Source organism: Ekhidna sp. (assembly GCF_965227465.1).
Classification (GTDB): domain Bacteria; phylum Bacteroidota; class Bacteroidia; order Cytophagales; family Cyclobacteriaceae; genus Ekhidna.
The window spans coordinates 2,598,403-2,615,260 of the sequence record NZ_OZ245746.1 but is presented as its reverse complement, the minus strand read 5'-3'; the positions used below and the strand labels follow the sequence as shown (position 1 = coordinate 2,615,260).

At 39.5% G+C, this 16,858-nt stretch carries 17 protein-coding genes and 1 pseudogene; 7 read left to right on the top strand and 11 right to left on the bottom strand.

Annotated features, from left to right (window positions below):
* Position 1 precedes the first annotated feature (1 nt).
* Entirely contained in the window at positions 2–961 is a 960-nt protein-coding gene (locus tag ACO05G_RS11390) for a hypothetical protein (RefSeq protein WP_421762891.1), read from the bottom strand.
* 140 nt (positions 962–1,101) lie between these two features.
* Between ACO05G_RS11390 and ACO05G_RS11385 the strand changes: the two genes are divergently transcribed.
* Positions 1,102–1,935 carry a hypothetical protein gene (locus ACO05G_RS11385; RefSeq protein WP_421762890.1) on the top strand — a complete coding sequence of 278 codons (834 nt, stop codon included), beginning with the start codon at positions 1,102–1,104 and terminating at the stop codon, positions 1,933–1,935.
* Positions 1,936–2,002: 67 nt separating this feature from the next.
* Here ACO05G_RS11385 and ACO05G_RS11380 read toward each other — a convergent pair whose 3' ends face one another.
* Together ACO05G_RS11380 and pafA are read right to left on the bottom strand one after the other, a co-directional pair.
* A complete protein-coding gene (locus ACO05G_RS11380; protein ID WP_421762889.1) occupies positions 2,003–2,653 on the bottom strand; it encodes a DUF4159 domain-containing protein in 651 nt (216 codons plus the stop codon).
* 31 nt (positions 2,654–2,684) lie between these two features.
* A complete protein-coding gene (gene pafA / locus ACO05G_RS11375) occupies positions 2,685–4,295 on the bottom strand; it encodes an alkaline phosphatase PafA (protein WP_421762888.1) in 1,611 nt (536 codons plus the stop codon).
* Positions 4,296–4,428: 133 nt separating this feature from the next.
* On the opposite strand from pafA, the gene guaA reads away from it, so the two are divergent.
* From guaA to hemL, 3 genes are read left to right on the top strand one after another with little or no spacing between them, the layout of a single operon-like run.
* A complete protein-coding gene (guaA, locus tag ACO05G_RS11370) occupies positions 4,429–5,952 on the top strand; it encodes a glutamine-hydrolyzing GMP synthase (RefSeq protein WP_421762887.1) in 1,524 nt (507 codons plus the stop codon).
* Positions 5,953–5,982: 30 nt separating this feature from the next.
* Entirely contained in the window at positions 5,983–7,827 is a 1,845-nt protein-coding gene (locus ACO05G_RS11365; RefSeq protein WP_421762886.1) for a hypothetical protein, read from the top strand.
* Positions 7,808–9,097 (top strand): glutamate-1-semialdehyde 2,1-aminomutase, encoded by a 1,290-nt coding sequence (gene hemL / locus ACO05G_RS11360; RefSeq protein WP_421762885.1) that lies wholly within the window; start codon positions 7,808–7,810, stop codon positions 9,095–9,097. The genes ACO05G_RS11365 and hemL overlap by 20 nt, the downstream gene beginning before the upstream one ends.
* Before the next feature lie 16 nt (positions 9,098–9,113).
* Here the strand turns inward: hemL and ACO05G_RS11355 are convergent, their stop codons facing one another.
* The 4 genes and pseudogenes from ACO05G_RS11355 to ACO05G_RS11340 all read right to left on the bottom strand — a co-directional run bounded on the left by ACO05G_RS11355 (position 9,114) and on the right by ACO05G_RS11340 (position 11,573).
* Complete coding sequence (locus tag ACO05G_RS11355; RefSeq protein WP_421765726.1) at positions 9,114–9,791, bottom strand: hypothetical protein; 678 nt, start codon at positions 9,789–9,791, stop codon at positions 9,114–9,116.
* Between the two features lie 18 nt (positions 9,792–9,809).
* A pseudogene (locus ACO05G_RS11350) lies at positions 9,810–10,088 on the bottom strand (DUF3667 domain-containing protein); the annotation flags it as partial.
* On the bottom strand, positions 10,066–10,242 hold the full coding sequence (locus tag ACO05G_RS11345; RefSeq protein ID WP_421762884.1) for a hypothetical protein: 177 nt from the start codon (positions 10,240–10,242) through the stop codon (positions 10,066–10,068). The gene ACO05G_RS11345 and the pseudogene ACO05G_RS11350, both read right to left, overlap by 23 nt.
* On the bottom strand, positions 10,239–11,573 hold the full coding sequence (locus ACO05G_RS11340; protein WP_421762883.1) for an NfeD family protein: 1,335 nt from the start codon (positions 11,571–11,573) through the stop codon (positions 10,239–10,241). The genes ACO05G_RS11345 and ACO05G_RS11340 overlap by 4 nt, the downstream gene beginning before the upstream one ends.
* A gap of 100 nt (positions 11,574–11,673) precedes the next feature.
* Here ACO05G_RS11340 and ACO05G_RS11335 point away from each other — a divergent pair, with 100 nt between their 5' ends.
* The 3 genes from ACO05G_RS11335 to ACO05G_RS11325 are packed head-to-tail and all read left to right on the top strand — an operon-like array spanning position 11,674 to position 14,088.
* Positions 11,674–12,309 (top strand): hypothetical protein, encoded by a 636-nt coding sequence (locus tag ACO05G_RS11335; protein WP_421762882.1) that lies wholly within the window; start codon positions 11,674–11,676, stop codon positions 12,307–12,309.
* Positions 12,299–13,321, top strand: coding sequence for a LysM peptidoglycan-binding domain-containing protein (locus tag ACO05G_RS11330; protein ID WP_421762881.1), 1,023 nt, complete (start codon positions 12,299–12,301; stop codon positions 13,319–13,321). The genes ACO05G_RS11335 and ACO05G_RS11330 overlap by 11 nt, the downstream gene beginning before the upstream one ends.
* Positions 13,318–14,088, top strand: coding sequence for a TIGR02757 family protein (locus ACO05G_RS11325; RefSeq protein WP_421762880.1), 771 nt, complete (start codon positions 13,318–13,320; stop codon positions 14,086–14,088). The genes ACO05G_RS11330 and ACO05G_RS11325 overlap by 4 nt, the downstream gene beginning before the upstream one ends.
* Positions 14,089–14,129: 41 nt before the next feature.
* Here the strand turns inward: ACO05G_RS11325 and ACO05G_RS11320 are convergent, their stop codons facing one another.
* From ACO05G_RS11320 to ACO05G_RS11305, 4 genes are all read right to left on the bottom strand, one after another.
* A complete protein-coding gene (locus ACO05G_RS11320; protein WP_421762879.1) occupies positions 14,130–14,516 on the bottom strand; it encodes a VOC family protein in 387 nt (128 codons plus the stop codon).
* Between the two features lie 131 nt (positions 14,517–14,647).
* Positions 14,648–15,946 (bottom strand): serine hydrolase domain-containing protein, encoded by a 1,299-nt coding sequence (locus tag ACO05G_RS11315; protein WP_421762878.1) that lies wholly within the window; start codon positions 15,944–15,946, stop codon positions 14,648–14,650.
* 232 nt (positions 15,947–16,178) lie between these two features.
* Positions 16,179–16,532 carry a DUF5615 family PIN-like protein gene (locus tag ACO05G_RS11310; protein WP_421762877.1) on the bottom strand — a complete coding sequence of 118 codons (354 nt, stop codon included), beginning with the start codon at positions 16,530–16,532 and terminating at the stop codon, positions 16,179–16,181.
* 12 nt (positions 16,533–16,544) lie between these two features.
* Complete coding sequence (locus tag ACO05G_RS11305) at positions 16,545–16,772, bottom strand: DUF433 domain-containing protein (RefSeq protein WP_421762876.1); 228 nt, start codon at positions 16,770–16,772, stop codon at positions 16,545–16,547.
* Positions 16,773–16,858: the final 86 nt, after the last annotated feature.

Here is a 16,858-nt window from a genome sequence, read left to right as displayed (position 1 = left end):
GTTAAAATTTATACACATAGCTAATACTCAATACATCATCACGTGTGAGTCCGTCAGGGTTAAAATCTCGATCTACTAATTTAATGCCCTGAATGATCTTAATACTATTATTAACATCAAAGTGATATCCAAAGCTACCCAATACAGATAGTGCCAGGCCAGTTGTATTTGGAAGTTTGCTGCGTTCATCTGTTCCAGGAAGAATCGCTTCATCTTTAGTGATTCTGTATATCGGCAGGGCTCCAAGAGAAAAATTAAAATTGGTGAACCTCCAGTTTCTTTCTACACGAAGCATCACGTCAATTCCTCGCTTTAGTTCAATGCCTCTATCATGACTTTGCAAATATTCGGGATCTGGATAGTTAGGAAAACCTGCCCAGGTAAATTGATTGTTATTTTCAGTGAGGGCTATTTGAATGCCCGTAGCAAAAAGCCACTTTCCACTCAAAGCAGATATTCCAGCAACTGCATCAAAAGATCCAAGACTGGGCTGATAATACATGTGAATAGGAGCGTCCATTCCACCAGTATGTTCATTATTCACTGTTTCGTTGGAATCTCCTGATGGAATTTTGGCACCTAATGTTCCATTTATAGACCATCCATTATGGGTTTTTAAGAGTCTGGTATAACTTAATGAAATATCTCCGAGACCTGCAGTTTCCCCTAAATTTCCAGATACCCACATGTAGGGAACCTTGATTTGAATTGCGCTAAAGTCATTGATTCCGAGATTAAAATCAACTGTGGCGGCTTGAATTACTGCAGTTAAAAGGCTGGTTCCTTTATAGTAATTGAATTCTATTGACCTGAGCTTTATGGCAATTCTTTTACTATAATTCTGATCCGGCTTCATTGCACCCATCGTGCAAAAACCAGCATCACTACAACCTTGTGAATAAGATTGATATGAAATCATACTGGCAATAAGAAGAACAAATAAACGACGTAGTGTAAGCATAGCGATTGCATTATATGCTGTTACAATAATACAGAATCAAGAAACACTTATTTAAAAAAAAAATTCTTTTCGATTAAACCATTCAATAAAGGTCTTGTCAAAGCAGCAAATCGATTAGAAACAAAACGAAATACACAATTATGAAAAAGTTATTATTTATCCCAATGCTCCTGACTGTCATGATCTTTAGCTCATGTAGTGACGAGGACGAAGCTCTGACTCCTGATTTAATTACTGAATTGGATGCAGACTCTGAAGCAGCGCTTGAATCAAATTACGAAGATGTAGACCTAATAGTTGAAGCCGGTGTTGAATTTGCTGATGCATCCGGAAGGGTTGAGAGAGATACCGTACTTGAATGTGCAGATGTAACCCACGATCAAGAAAACAAAATCATCACAATTGATTATGGTGACGGATGCGAAATCAGAGGAGGTAGAGTTGTAAAAGGTAAGATTATCATTGAATACAATGACAGAAAACTTGTGCCTGGCGCGTTTAGAATCGTTACCCTTGAAGACTTCTTTATTGATGAGGTTCAAATCGAAGGCGTGCGAACATTGACGAATATCTCTGAGAGTATTGATGACAATCCAACCTTCAATATTTTACTAGAAGGAGGAAAGCTTTCCTTCCCAGATGGCACCTCTGCCACTAGAGACGCTGATCATACGAAAACATGGATCAGGGCAAATAATCCTCTAAATGATGAATTTCATGTGGAGGGTGAGGCGAGTGGATCTAACAGAGAAGATGTGCGCTATGAAGTGGAAATTCTTGAGAAGTTAGTGTTCAAACGAGCTTGCCGTGCAAATAGAGTATTTATCCCTGTATCAGGCATCAAGCAAATTACATTTGGAGACAATGTAGCAGTGATAAATTACGGGGACGGAGATTGTGATAATGAAGTTACTATCACATTAAATGGTGAGACGTTTACAAGAACCGTTCAGCCACGAGGAAACAGAAACTAAAAGTCCTAAATTCTTCAGGTAGGTATAACCCCATGATTCCAGTTTGGATGATTGGGGTTTACATTTTTTATAATGAGGAAGTGAAAGCATAAGAGATAATATTTGCCCCCATTTTTAGTGCTTCCAGGCGTATTTCTTGTGGGTCATTGTAAACAGATTGGTCCTCCCAGCCATTACCCAAGTCAGACTCGTAAGAATAGAAGCAAACTAATCTTCCTTCATAAATGATTCCGTATCCTTTTGCTGGACGTCCATCATGTTGATGGATTTTTGGTAATCCATTACTGAACTCAAATTTCTGATGATATATGGGATGATCAAAAGGGATTTCAATAAACTCAAGCTCTGGAAATACTTTCTTCATTTCAATACGTATAAATTGATCAAGCCCATAATTATCGTCGATGTGAAGGAATCCACCTGAGGTAAGGTAGTTTCTAAGGTTTTCTGCCTGAGCATTATTAAAAACTACATTTCCATGTCCGGTCATGTAGACATAAGGATACAGGAACAGATCAGGACTTCCAACCTCAACCACATCTTCTGAAACTGCCAGATTTGTATTTATTTGTCTGTTGCAGAAATCAATCAGATTTGGAAGCGCGGTTTTATTTGCATACCAATCTCCACCTCCATCGTATTTAAGTTTAGCAATTTTAACAGGCTGAGCAATCAATGCTGAAGAAGCAACAAAAAATAGAATACAGAGTTTTCTCATCCTTCAAGTATACTGATCTAATGTGGAATAGTTATTCAAAAATTTCTTTCAGTGGCTGACCAGTTGCTGAGCTAGGTAAAGCGATATTTAGGAGCATTGATAAGGTCGGGGCAATATCGGTAATTGAAACAGGTCGTGTAGTCGACCCATTTCTTACACCAGCGCCATAAAAAATGACAGGTATGTGCGTGTCGTAGGTATAAGGCGTTCGATGATCTGTACCTTGCCTCCCCCATGAATCATTTAAATTGCTCGAAGATAAAATGTATAAAATATCGCCAGACCGCTTGTTATCGTATCCATTTTGGAGCTTTAGTAATATCGGATCGGTAAACATCCTTTGTGCAACCAATTCAGCGTCAAAGGCTTCATATATGTAATCTTCTTTGAGTAAAATCTGAATGACTTTTTCCTTGATTTCCTTCAGGTTAAGATCTTTTTCCAAAATCAACTTCTGATTTAAGTATACCTGCTCATTGATGATAGAGCTAACCCATTTATCCTCACCATAGGTTTTGCTCAACTCTTCTGCAATGGTGGATTTTAGGTAACCATTATTATGATAGCCGGCAGGCATCTTATTCTTATACATGTATGCAGGCACATCGGTGGCTCCATGATCAGCTGTAAGAAATACGGTATAAGAATCTTCACCGACTGTTTCATCCAAAAACTTGAGCAGTTCGCTTATTTCCTGATCAAGCCGCAAGTAAGTGTCCTGTACTTCCATTGATCTAGGACCAAATTTGTGACCTAAATCATCGGTAGCAGAAAAACTGAGTGTCAGAAAATCAGGTATTGCATCCTGACCGAGATTTTCTCCTTTAATTGCTTCTATACCTACCTCCTTTATCATGGTATTAGTGAAAGGTGTGTATTTCAAGAGCGAGGGATCATTTTTAATCTTTGACAAATCATAGGGAAATGAAACGCCCATTCCTTTCCGGATTTCTTGCTCATAAGGGTTTTCATCTTCAATGCTCTCATTGTAGATCGCTTCATCTTTTAGGAGTGACCATGTTTGAGATAGAAAATAGTCAGGGCGCTTTTCTTGATTGTATTTTTTTACCCAATCTGGCAATTCTTTTGCGAAATAAGTACTGGTTATCATATTGCCACTCTGAAGGTCATACCAATAAGCTCCGGTAGGATTGTGACCAGCTGGAATTACAGCTCCACGGTCCTTCAAAGAAACCCCAACTACCCTCGACTTGAAATTGTAGAATAGCCTCAGCTCGTCAGTGATGGTGGTCGATCTAACATTGCGTGGAGATACGGATCCATTTGAAATGCCACCTACTACAGCTGCTGTTGTATCCTCTACGCAATTTATATTTCGATTGATGGAGGGAATAAACCAGTCATTTCCAATAACTCCATGTCTTGATGGAGTTGTGCCCGTATAGATGGATGCGTGACCAGGGCCTGTTTTGGTAGGAATGTAGTTGTAATGTGCATTTCTAAATAGAAACCCATTGTCGACTAATCTTTTAAATCCACCTTCTCCAAAATCATCATAATAGCGTGATAGGTAGTCATATCGCATTTGATCTACCACAATTCCAACAACCAGCTTGGGTGTTTCCTGTGCGGAGCTAATTGAAGAAATGAGTAATACGAGACCAAAAAGTAGTTTATTCATACATTTAGATTCATTCGAATATGTGAAGGTATTAAACCAAAATTATTCCAAAGTCAAATTGATTGTTTCTTTATAGAATTTTCATGCATCATTGACCCTGCTGAAATCAGTTGAAGCCTGTAATTTTGCGCGCATGCAAGATAAAATCCTAATACTTGATTTTGGGTCTCAGTATACGCAGCTAATTGCCAGAAGAGTTCGTGAGCTTAATGTTTATTGCGAAATCCACCCTTTCAGCAAATTCGAGATTACTCCGGATATAAAGGGAGTGATTCTATCCGGGGGACCTTGTTCTGTTCTGGATGAAGGTTCGCCGGATATGGATATGGATGTCCTGGGGGATTTACCGGTATTGGGTATTTGCTATGGAGCCCAGTTACTTGTTCAAAAAAATGGAGGTACGGTGGCGAAATCGAATCATAGGGAGTATGGTAGAGCAAATCTTAAAACTGTAGATACACATTTTGATCTGTTGAAGGAAGTGGAAATTGGGAGTCAGGTCTGGATGTCTCACGGGGACACCATTACTGACTTACCTGATGAGTTCCAGTTGATTTCTGCGACAGACTCCATTCCAGTAGCAGCCTATAAAATCAAGGATAAAGAAGTCTATGGTATTCAATTCCATCCGGAAGTAACGCACAGCACTCAGGGCAAAGTAGTCCTTAGAAATTTTGTTGTTCACATATGTAGTGCCTCTCAAGATTGGACACCTGATATCTTTGTTGAAGAAACAGTTGAAAACCTAAAAAAGCAATTAGGTAACGATAAAGTTGTTTTAGGATTATCTGGAGGTGTAGACTCTTCTGTTGCCGCGATGCTTATTCATCAGGCAATCGGAAAGAATCTTTATTGCATTTTCGTGGATAATGGCTTATTAAGAAAAGATGAATTCGAAGGTGTTCTTAAATCTTACGAAGGCCTGGGCTTAAATGTAAAAGGGGTTGATGCGAAATCGAGATTTTATGATGAGTTAAAAGGGGAGAGCGATCCTGAGGGTAAAAGAAAGATTATAGGTCGGGTATTTATTGAGGTATTTGATGAAGAAGCAAAGAATATCAAAGACGTAAAGTGGTTAGGTCAAGGAACCATTTATCCGGATGTAATCGAATCTGTGTCGGTAAATGGACCATCTGTGACCATAAAATCTCATCATAATGTGGGAGGCCTTCCTGCAAAAATGAATTTGAAGGTAGTTGAACCATTGAATACCCTTTTTAAAGATGAGGTGAGAAATGTTGGTAAAACATTAGAAATACCTGACTTTATTCTAGGTAGACACCCATTTCCAGGTCCGGGCTTAGGCATACGAATTTTAAGTGATATCACCGCAGAGAAGGTAAGAATCTTACAGGAGGTTGATGCTATTTTCATTAACGGACTTAAAGAAGATGGCTTGTATGATGAAGTCTGGCAGGCCGGAGCGATGTTGTTGCCTGTTCAATCGGTCGGTGTTATGGGTGACGAAAGAACCTATGAAAATGTTGTTGCACTAAGAGCGGTAGCCAGTTTGGATGGAATGACTGCTGACTGGGTACATCTACCTTATGAATTTCTAGGTAGGATTTCTAATACCATTATCAATCAGGTAAAGGGAGTTAATCGTGTCGTATATGACATTAGCTCAAAGCCTCCGGCTACCATTGAGTGGGAATAATCGTTAGCTTTGAATCCAAATAAGAAACCAGTGAGATTAACCATATTTAGCGCACTTATCGTATCCGCTCTTTTTGTGTTTTCGCAATCCAATCAGGGAGAATACCTGGAAGCTAAACGACAGTTCACGCTAGGCAATTATCAGGTAGCAAAGCAATCATTTCAGTCATTAAGTGATGATCAGGTTTTTGGAGCTTATGCTTCATTCTATTATGCTCTGTCTGCACTTAACCTTGGACAACCTAAAGTGGCAGAGGATATGTGGAAGCAGATTCAGGTGAAATATCCGGATTGGGATAAGCAATCGGAAGTTGTCTATTGGTTGATCTACACAGCTTTTAAACAAAACAAGCTTTGGAACGCATTTAGAAATGCTGAAAAATTACCAGAGAACGTAAGAGATGCGTTAATCCATTCATTTCTTTCAGAAATGTCTGTTGGAGGTTTGGATTCTGCCTATGCTTTGAATCCAAACAATCGATACATCGCTCAGTACTATGCGAATGCAATAAACAGCCAACCATATGATGAAAGAGATCAGCTCATGCTTATTGAGTTGTCGGAAAAATTTGATTTAGAAATCGGTGCTGATCAAAGCTTACCACGGATAAAGAAAGATGAATACGCAGTTGCGGTTGTTTTGCCATTTATATTCGAGTCCTTAGAGGCTCCACAAACTGTCATTCGCAATTCGATCATATTCGATCTGTATCAAGGAATGAAGCTGGCAGAAGAAACGTTAGAAGAGGATCGAATCAAACTAAATCTTTTTCCCTTTGACACACAAAAAAAAGGAGCAGATACCTATCAGTTAATTAAGGATAAAAAACTCGACAATGCGGATGTTATTATTGGACCGCTTTATCCGGATCCAAGTAAGTACATAAATACGTACTCTCGAGAGAACAAAATCACCATGATCAATCCGCTCTCATCCAATTCGGAAATCATTGGTGACAATCCATATTCATACCTGTTTAAGCCTTCCTACAGAACACAAGGTAGAGAAGCTGCAAAGTTTGCTGCGAAGAAATTTACGGCGAATAAGAAGCTGTTCATTTTCTATGAAACAGATCGCGATAGTTTAGTCGCTCAATCCTATTTAGAAACCATTGAAAGAGATAGTTTTTTTGTCGTTCGGTTCGATCGATTGACGAATGAAGATGCTCAGCAAATTCAAAAAGATTTTACTGAGCAATATGAAGTTAGGTTGGATACCATGTTTTCGCAAGCTGAAATAGACTCAATTTCCTTACTTCCCGGAAGGATAGTAAGAACCAGGAGTCTTAGAAATGAAAAAACCGGACGTATCATACGTGATTATAAAGGCGAAAATGTGATCGAGTCGTATGAAGTAAAATTTAAGGTTCAGCAGGATAGTATAGGCCATATTTTTGCGGCAACAGCCAGCAACCTGCTTGCCAATAATTTTATCAGTATGGTGGAGGTTAGGAGCGACAGTATTGGGCTAATTGGGTATAAAGAATGGCTTGATTTCTCACTTGTTTCTTATCCTCAGTTGGAACGTTTACAAGTAGACTTCTTAAGCCCTTCTTATTATTCCATAGAGAGTGACGATTTTGCACGTATTAAAGAGCGGTTTATTGAAAAGATTGGAAAAGACCCAAATGAATATCACATTCATGGATATGAACTAATCATGCATCTTGGATACCTGCTTAAAAAGCATGGAAAGTATTTCCAGCGTGGATTACAGACTGGTGACTTTCACTCCGGATATATCATGAACGGGATGAAGTATGGTCCATACAAAGACAACCAGGTAGTTCCCATTACAACATTAAGAAACCTAACTCTACAAAACCAAAATAGCGAACAAGCGGTTGAAAGAACAAATGAAGATAGCAACGAGTAAAGAACTTTTCGATCGAGCACAAGACGTTATTCCGGGAGGCGTCAACTCTCCAGTTCGGGCGTTTAAGGCAGTAGGGGGTGACCCCATTTTTTTTGGCAAGGCAGAGGGTGCATACATGTACGACGAGGATGGCAATTCCTACATTGATCTAATCAATAGTTGGGGGCCTATGATTCTCGGCCATGCAAATAAGGACATTGAGGAGGCCATCTTTAAAGCAGTAATTGGTTCACCTTCATTTGGAGCTCCCAGCAGAATGGAAGTAGAGTTGGCTGAATTAATTACCGAAATGGTTCCCTCTATTGAAAAAGTAAGAATGGTAAACTCCGGTACCGAAGCGACCATGTCTGCAATTCGACTTGCTCGCGGATTTACCAAAAAAGACAAAGTATTAAAATTTGAAGGGTGCTATCATGGGCATGGGGATTCGTTTCTGATAGCTGCGGGTAGTGGAGCCATGACAATGGGTACACCGGATAGTCCTGGAGTCACTGAAGGTACAGCTAAAGACACCCTTTTGGCGCCTTTTAATGATATAGAAAAAGTAAAAGAAGTCATCGCCTCAAACAAAGGGGAAGTGGCAGCTATAATTGTCGAGCCGGTTGCAGGCAATATGGGATGTGTTCTTCCTAAAGCAGGATTTTTGGAAGGACTGAGATCTCTCTGCGACGAAGAAGGGATCATTCTGATTTTTGATGAAGTCATGACCGGCTTTCGCCTTTCAAAAGGCGGAGCACAAGAGGTCTTCGGCGTACGACCTGATCTGACTACATTGGGTAAGATCATTGGTGCCGGTATGCCGGTAGGAGCTTATGGCGGGAGAAAGGACATTATGGACTATGTGTCGCCACAGGGCCCTGTTTATCAGGCAGGGACACTGTCAGGTAACCCAGTAGCTATGGCAGCAGGGTATGCACAACTTAGTTACTTGAATGATCATCCGGAGGTTTATGATAAGCTTGAGGATACTACCAAAAAGATTATGAAAGGCTATCGGAAAGCTTTAGATAAGTATAAGAAGCATTATACAATGAATCAGATAGGTAGCATGATCAGTTTATTCTTTACAGAAAAGAAGGTGACAGATTTCGAAACTGCAAAATCCTGTGATACGGAAGCCTTTGGCAAATATTTCCGGCACATGCTCAACAGTGGCGTGTATTTAGCTCCCTCACAGTTTGAATCACTATTTATTTCTGCGAGTATTGGGGATAAAGAAATTGATCAGATTGTAAGTTCCTTTGAGGGGTACCTAAAATCCATCGCTTAATTCATTCCTATTAAAATCAGATGAGTGCCAGCGAAATCAAAATTCCTACACCTAAAACCATACCCAATGCGATGGTGTAAATAAATCCGATGCACAAGGCTCTAAAGATGCACCAGCGCATTTTGATTTTATAAACCCTTTTAAAGCTTATGACAGCATAGATGAATGTAATAAGCACGGCAATATTGAGTCCCCAATCTTCAAAATCTTCGATAAGCAGAGCAAATACCCATACCCATCCGGTTATAAAAAAGTAGAATGCATGAAGATGTAGAGAGTGAATAAGGTGTTTGATATAAAGTCCCTTTCTCCAAAAAAAGAGCTTCAGAAGTAGGGCATATACCGGAAGGATAAAAAAGATGATTATTGGTATTTGCCTCAGAATATAATTCAGAAATGACGCCTTGGATTCCTGGCCAATCTTTATGAATTGGTTTCTGACGAAATAATCTGTAGTACTTAATGTATCCATCTGAATCGTATCCAAGATTTCCTCAGAAGTTAAATTGGTGTTCTCAATCAAATGATCTACAAGTCTTCGATGAGGTTTTGATAATGGCCAGTCGTCGTTGGAAGTAGTGTCAGGTAAAGTCAGCAGGCTGTCAAACTGCATTGCCGTTAAAGGTGCTTTTTCCTCATTGCCCATCACACGATCCTTTTTGTCCTTAACTGTGGGAGAAAAGACTTTAGCCATGAAAAAAAAGTGAAAAATACTGATAACCAGGTACCACCTTATGGGATTGGCATATTTAACTCTTTTTCCATTTATAAAAGCATTAGTAACCTTTCCAGGAAAAAATAAAAAAGGTTTGAATGTTCTTGCAAAGCGAGAGTCCAGCGAAAAGAAGTTAGCAGTGAACTCTCGAAATAGAAGCCCAATACTTACGTGGTTATCTGTGTTTTCCTGACCGCAATTTGGACAATAATTCGCCTTTCTATCTAGAGGCTCTTCGCAGTTCAGACACCTGCTATTTTTCCTTCTCTTTTTCACTTGGTTTATACTTATTCAATAGAAATGCCGCACCCCATAATACCAGCGCAATTATGCTGTAAAGCAGCTCATTGGTTGTAGTTCTCAAAGAAAAGAAAAGAAAAACGAAAGCCAGGATAGTAAAAGTCCAAATCAGTGTTGGGAATAATTTCATGCCTCTTTTACTTTCAGGCTGGTACCTTCATCAGAAATCACCTCGATCTTAACCCCTTCATCAATGAAATTTCCTCGTGTAAATGCATCGTATATTTCACCATCAATTTCTATTCTTCCACTTGGTCTTAATCGGGTGTAAGCCTTACCCTTCTTACCAATGAGTGATTTTTCTTTATAGAAAGTAGAGGTGAATCCCTGCTCAGTGTCTTGTACATCTTGCAATGCAATTCGCTTAAATACGTTACTATTTAGCAATCGCGCACCACCAAAGAACATTACAACAATAGCACCTAACATTCCCGCTATTACGGTGATAACGGAAATGAATATCTGATCACCGCCAACAAATGAGAAATCAAATACATCATTGTTGAGCATCACTAGTACCAGTGCTCCAATTGTACAAATAAGTCCCAGAATGCCTGGTAAACCAAACCCAGGTATTACGAAAACTTCTAAAGCAATTAGAAGAATTCCAACAACGAACATGATAATCTCCCAATTTTCGGCCAACCCATTTAAATAGTTGGGAACAAAGTATAAGATGACAGCAATCAAAGAAGCCAATATTGGAAATCCCACTCCTGGAGTCTGTAGCTCAAAATAGATGCCACCGATAATTATCAGTATCAAGATTCCACTAACAAAAGGATTTAGAAATAAAGAAATAATTTTTTCTGTTGCACCAAGTTGGAACTCCTGTATGTCATAATCTTCGACTCCTGCGCGGTTCATGATGTCATCAATGCTGTTGACCTCAGCTTCGCAGAATCCGTATTTGATAGCCTCTGAGGTAGATAAAGTAAGGATTTTTCCTTCAGTAGCAATGCTGTCCAGATCAATGTCTTCATCCACCATAGCTTCTGCCATTCTTGGGTTGCGACCCTTGGCTTCCGCGGTTGATCGCATGATCGATCGCATGTAGGATTGATACTTATCCGGAGCTGCAGCTCCATCCTGTGTAACGACAGTAGCAGCACCAATACTTGACCCTTTTGCCATGTAAATGCTATCACATGCAATGGATATTAATGCACCTGCTGATGCAGCGTCTTTGTTGATATATGCAAAAATTGGCTTTTCATAATTCAGAATTCTCGTGCGGATATCGTCAGCATCGTTGAGCGCTCCTCCATAAGTGTCTAACTCCAGAATTATGTAATCCGCATTTAACTCTTCAGCTTTTTCCAGTCCAAGCTCAGAGTACCTATTGGTACGTGGATCTATTACATCACTAATTTTCAAATGTAAAACCAGCGGCTTTTCTCTTTCTTGTGCAAAAAGAAGTCCGGTTATTAGAATAGCACCAAGGGTAAATAGTTTTCTCATAATCTGAGGTTAAATCATAACAATGTCTCAACTTTGAAACAGCTATTTCGTGGCTAAAGTTATTCTAAAATTGATCGACAAGTAACTTTATTTGATACCTATGTTTCCTAAATCAATTCGTCGAGTGAGTCTGAGCGGGCAGGTGTGGGGTATCATACCGGATACAGAAACTGATTCTTTTTTTTTAGAGGTTAGAGATGAGAAGGTAAAAACTTGCGGCATTTGGAAAGTGGACTTCCTGAAAGGTGATTTAGAGGAACTTGAACTAAATTTTGATTGGTGGAGTAAATTTATCGGTGCGGATAATAATCAATTATATTTTGTAGCGTATAATGATCTAAATGATCCAACAAAGCAATCATTCTTTAGCATCGGTCTCCTTTCGGGCGAAAAGGAAGAGATTGAACAAATTCCTGAAATAGAAACTTTTTTTAACCATCCAAACATCTATGAACATGGAACTGAATATTTTAAAACAGTTGCGGATTTTCTTTCTTTAGAGTTACCACTTTCCTGTGAATACCTGGAATGGAACAATAAAATCATAATCAGCTACTATCTTCGTTCTGATAATGGATTTGATCGGTTTTTATTGTTGTTAAGGGACGGTAAAAAAGAGTGGAAAATTCAGCAGGACAGCCAAATGAAGGGGTTTGCACCTGGCTCATTTTTTGTACATAATGACCAGATAATTTTTATTAAAGATCGAAATGAAGTTTGTGTGTATGCTGAGTAGTTTATTAATAGCATTGATTTCATTTGCTAATCCAAGTGATAGTATCCGTGCAGAACAACGCGAAGAAGGGTTGTTTGTCGTTCATGAGGTTGAGGAGCAAGAAACATTGTATTCAATTGCTAAACGATATGGAGGATCAGTGATTGGAATTATTAAGCACAATCAGATCGTTGATAATCGCATAGAGATTGGCCAGATTATTTATGTACTCGTAGAACATGAAGAGCCAATACAGGCAGTTGTTGTTCAGGCATCTACGCCATTCTCATCAAAAGGTATTCATCTTGTTCAACCGGGAGAGACACTCTACAGTATCTCCAAGCAGCACAATTTGAAACTGAAAGAGCTACGACTTTTAAATAACCTGCCCAACAATGACATAACACCTGGCATGCAGCTCAAATTGAATAGCGATGTGAAAATACCCCTGGAAAATGACGATTCATTAGAGGTATCCGGTGCTATAGATAATGATGTGACGGGAGGCTTGGACTCTGTCGATGTAGTGGAAGATCCTTACGCTGAATTTGAAAGGTATTTGGTACAAACAGGAGAGACCATGTCCACCATAGCCAGAAAGATTGGAGTAAGCATTGATAGCTTGAAAATCTGGAATGAGCTGGAGAATGACTTTCTAAGGATAGGACAGCCACTTTTTTACAAGGGGGAGGAGAAAGTAGAAGGAATTAAAATCAGTGAACCTAAAAAGAAAATTCGAACGCAGATCGATGAGAAAGGATTTAAGCGGATTTACGAAGAAGGTGTGGCTTCAGTAATACAATCAATGAATACATCCAGGTATTTAGCACTCCACCGCACCCTTCCCATAGGAACCAATCTGGAGGTAAGAAACTTGATGAATAACCAAATCGTCCATGTCAAAGTGGTTGGCAGACTGCCCAATACGGGCATCAATAAGAATCTATTGCTAAGACTATCTCGACCAGCCTATGACCAACTGGGGATACTCGATTCAAAATCCAGAGTAGAAGTTTCTTACCATAAGCAGTGAATAGGGAGGAGCTCAAATCATTTTTAGACTTCAAGGTAGCTGAGTACAATCAACCGGGGTTTATCCCTAACGATCCGGTATGTATACCTCATGAGTTTGCCCAAAAACAAGATATTGAGATCGCCGGATTGATAGCAGCCGTTTTTGCCTGGGGTCAGCGCAAAACCATAATTAATAAAAGCCGAGAGTTTTTAGGTATGATGGGTCATGAACCTCACCGCTTTGTTATGGAATGTAGCGATCAGGATGTCAAGCCATTTCAAGATTTTAAGCATCGTACCTTCAATGGGACAGATGCGCTCTATTTCATTCATTTTTTCAAGTGGTTTTATTCCCATCATAGTTCACTTGAAGAGGCTTTTCTAGGGAGTTTAGATAGGGAGACCGGAATGGAAGCTCGATTGACTCATTTTTTCGAACTATTCTTTTCATTACCCGATCATCCTAAAAGGACCTATAAACACATTCCTAACCCATCCAGGAAATCTGCGTGCAAACGAATAAACATGTTTCTTCGCTGGATGGCACGTCAGGATGATAAGGGCGTTGATTTTGGGATATGGGATTCTATAAAACCTTCACAGCTAATTTGTCCGTGTGACTTACACGTAGATAGGGTAGCCCGAAAGCTTGGATTGATTACGCGTAAGCAAACCGACTGGCAAACAGCCATCGAGCTAACCAAAAATCTCAAAAAACTGGATACGGAAGATCCTGTAAAGTATGATTTTGCCTTGTTTGGTCTCGGGGTGGAGGAGAAGTTTTAGTGTGGAAGCAATTAAATCAATCCTTCATGTTCAGGCTCGCTTTATTTGTAATCATCATTTATTTCAATCCAATATCCATTTGGATCCTGAAAGTAAACCTGTTTAATTCCGTCCTTTCGAATGTAATCCTTGTTCGGTGTATCCAGCCAATCGGAGTAGGGAATTCTTAATTCTTTCAAAAACAATACAAAAGAATTGAAATTAGGTGTTGACAAAGCGAAATGCACAGCCTTATTAATTTTTATTTCAGCCTTTGGTCGCGGAATCAGATGAAGCTGTTTCCCCTCGCCAATCGATAACCATCTGGTTTTAGAATCAGAAGCGGTATTCTTGATTTCTTTGAATTGAAATATCTTTTGATAAAACTCAAAAGATTCGTCAACATCTTTTACAGAAAGGGCAATATGGTTGAATAAAAAAGTACGCATTTAATAACTTAAAAATAAGGATGTCAAGTGAGAACCCCCGGACTCACTTTCAGGAAGCCACACCCACAGAAAGACATTCGTCAGAAAAACTAAAAAACTGGATGCTAGTGTCCAACTACAATGTGTATGCTTTAATTTTCACTCTCCCAAAGTTGCTGATATAATTCACCACGGAATTTGTCATTTAATTCATATCCTGGAGGGCGTACTTCATTATTCTGAGACATAATGATTCCTACAAAATTGCGTTTGGGGTCAGCCCAAAAATAAGTGCATTCATATCCTCCACCGATCCATAGTCCGGCTTCTCCTTGATTCATTATTCTCATGGTATCCCCACTGATCCAAAGATTATATCCATTGTATCCATAGGCATTATCTAGTTGAGTATGCTGTGCATAAATGTCTTCAACGGTCTCTTTTTCCAGAAATCGATAACCATTCAATTCACCTCTATTTAAGAGCATTCTTACAAAATCTGCATACCCATCGGCCGTTGCGACCATTCCTTCACCACCTAAGTACAAAGGATGATCCCATTCATAGTCGGGCACATCAGGTCCGAATATGTCCAACTCTCCTCTATTTGCTTTTCGCAATATTGAATCCCTTCCGGTAAACTTTGGAAGGAGTTTTTCATCATCAGGAAGTCGGTATTGTAACCCGGTAATTTCCAGTGGGGCAGTCACTCGTTCCTTAACCAATTGATTTAGATCCTTGCCTGTCGCTCTTTCAGCGACCAGACCCAACACGGTTGTGTTGATCCCATAAAAATAGTCGGTTCCGGAATGTTGGATCAAAGGCAACTTTGAAAGCCTTTTTATCAGTTCCTCAGAGTCTTTTGCGGTCGGTAAGTTTTGTGCAGCAACTAACGAGTCCAAGCAGGGATAACCAGTAGTGGCATAATAAAACCCCGCTTCATGATTAATGAGATGGAGCACAGTCATCACTGAATCATTTGGTACAAGTTGAATGGGACATGCCTGATCTCTATTTCCCCAATCATACTCTGTCAAACGCTTTCCTTCATTTGAGACTGCTACTTCCAGGTTTGCGAATTCGGGAATGTATTTTGAAACAGGATCATCCAATTTCATGATTCCATCTTCGATTAAGTCCAAGGCGACTGAAATAGTTACTATTTTGCTCATTGACCAAATTCGAATCCAGGTATCCCCGTCAACGCTCGTTCCAGGTAATAGCGCTTTATTGACTGAACTATGCTCGTAAATCAAATTACCGTCTATGTCTTCCAGTCTGACATAGATAAACGGATAAAATCCTTCGTCAACGTAGTGATTGAGAACACTATCTAATCCATCAGGGTTGGAAATTTCTAGAGCTATCTTCTTATCCTCATTGTTCGAGCAAGAGATACATACGATGATCCATAAAAATGTAATAGCAAAACGGAAAATGCTTCTTTCCATTGTTCTGTGATTTTTGTTCTCAAACTCTAAGGTAACTTTTTAGGCGCTTCTCTGAAAGACTGCAATTAGAAAGATCCAGAAGCAAGACAGTTGCTAGGAGAGGAGATACTTTCAGAATCTGCCTGCCGGTTTACATGCCGTTGGTATGCAGGCAAGTGGGTGGCGGTGAAGTTCAGAAGAAACTTGCAGAAAGCACTCAGGCGCATTCGTGCTTGCAATTGTTGGAAGAGTCCTAGTATTTCTTCTGTCTCAATGAATTGGAGTCCACCACGGTTAAAGTTCGTTCGAAAGTTAATTCTGAGTTAGAGGTTAATCTATCAATTACTTTCGCAGTTTCAAGTGGTTCTGTTGGTTGTTGTCTTATGAAAATAACACCAGCATTGGGCTTGAATCCATGTTTAAAAATGAGTTCACCGTAATCACTATCATAGGTTATGATGGTTCGGTCTTGTTCCATTGCCAATTTCATTACATGTTCGTCCGATGTTCCTGAATCATCAACACCCATTGATGTGATATCAAATCTTTTTGATTTCAAATAGTTGACACTCGCAATAGGAATGTTCTCGTTCGCAAGAAATTTCAAAGTGTATTAAGGTTAAGCGTTGGAATAAAGAAGTCCGTCCTTCATACAGTCCTGTATGTATGAGAAAACGGCTTGCAAAGATTCATTTGTTAAGCGAGGATAATTCTCAAGGATCTGCTGTTCAGTCCATCCCTGAGCAAGCAAGCCAATAATGTGTTCAACAGAAACTCTCGTTCCTTTGACTGTTGGCTTACCTAAAAGTACTTTGTTGTCGGATATTACATGTTCTCGCCATTCCATCTATCAAAGTTACGAAGAATAGTAGGAAATGTTGATCTGAAGTCTGTTCTCGAAAGACAGTAAATATATGGTGTAGCTACTTAACA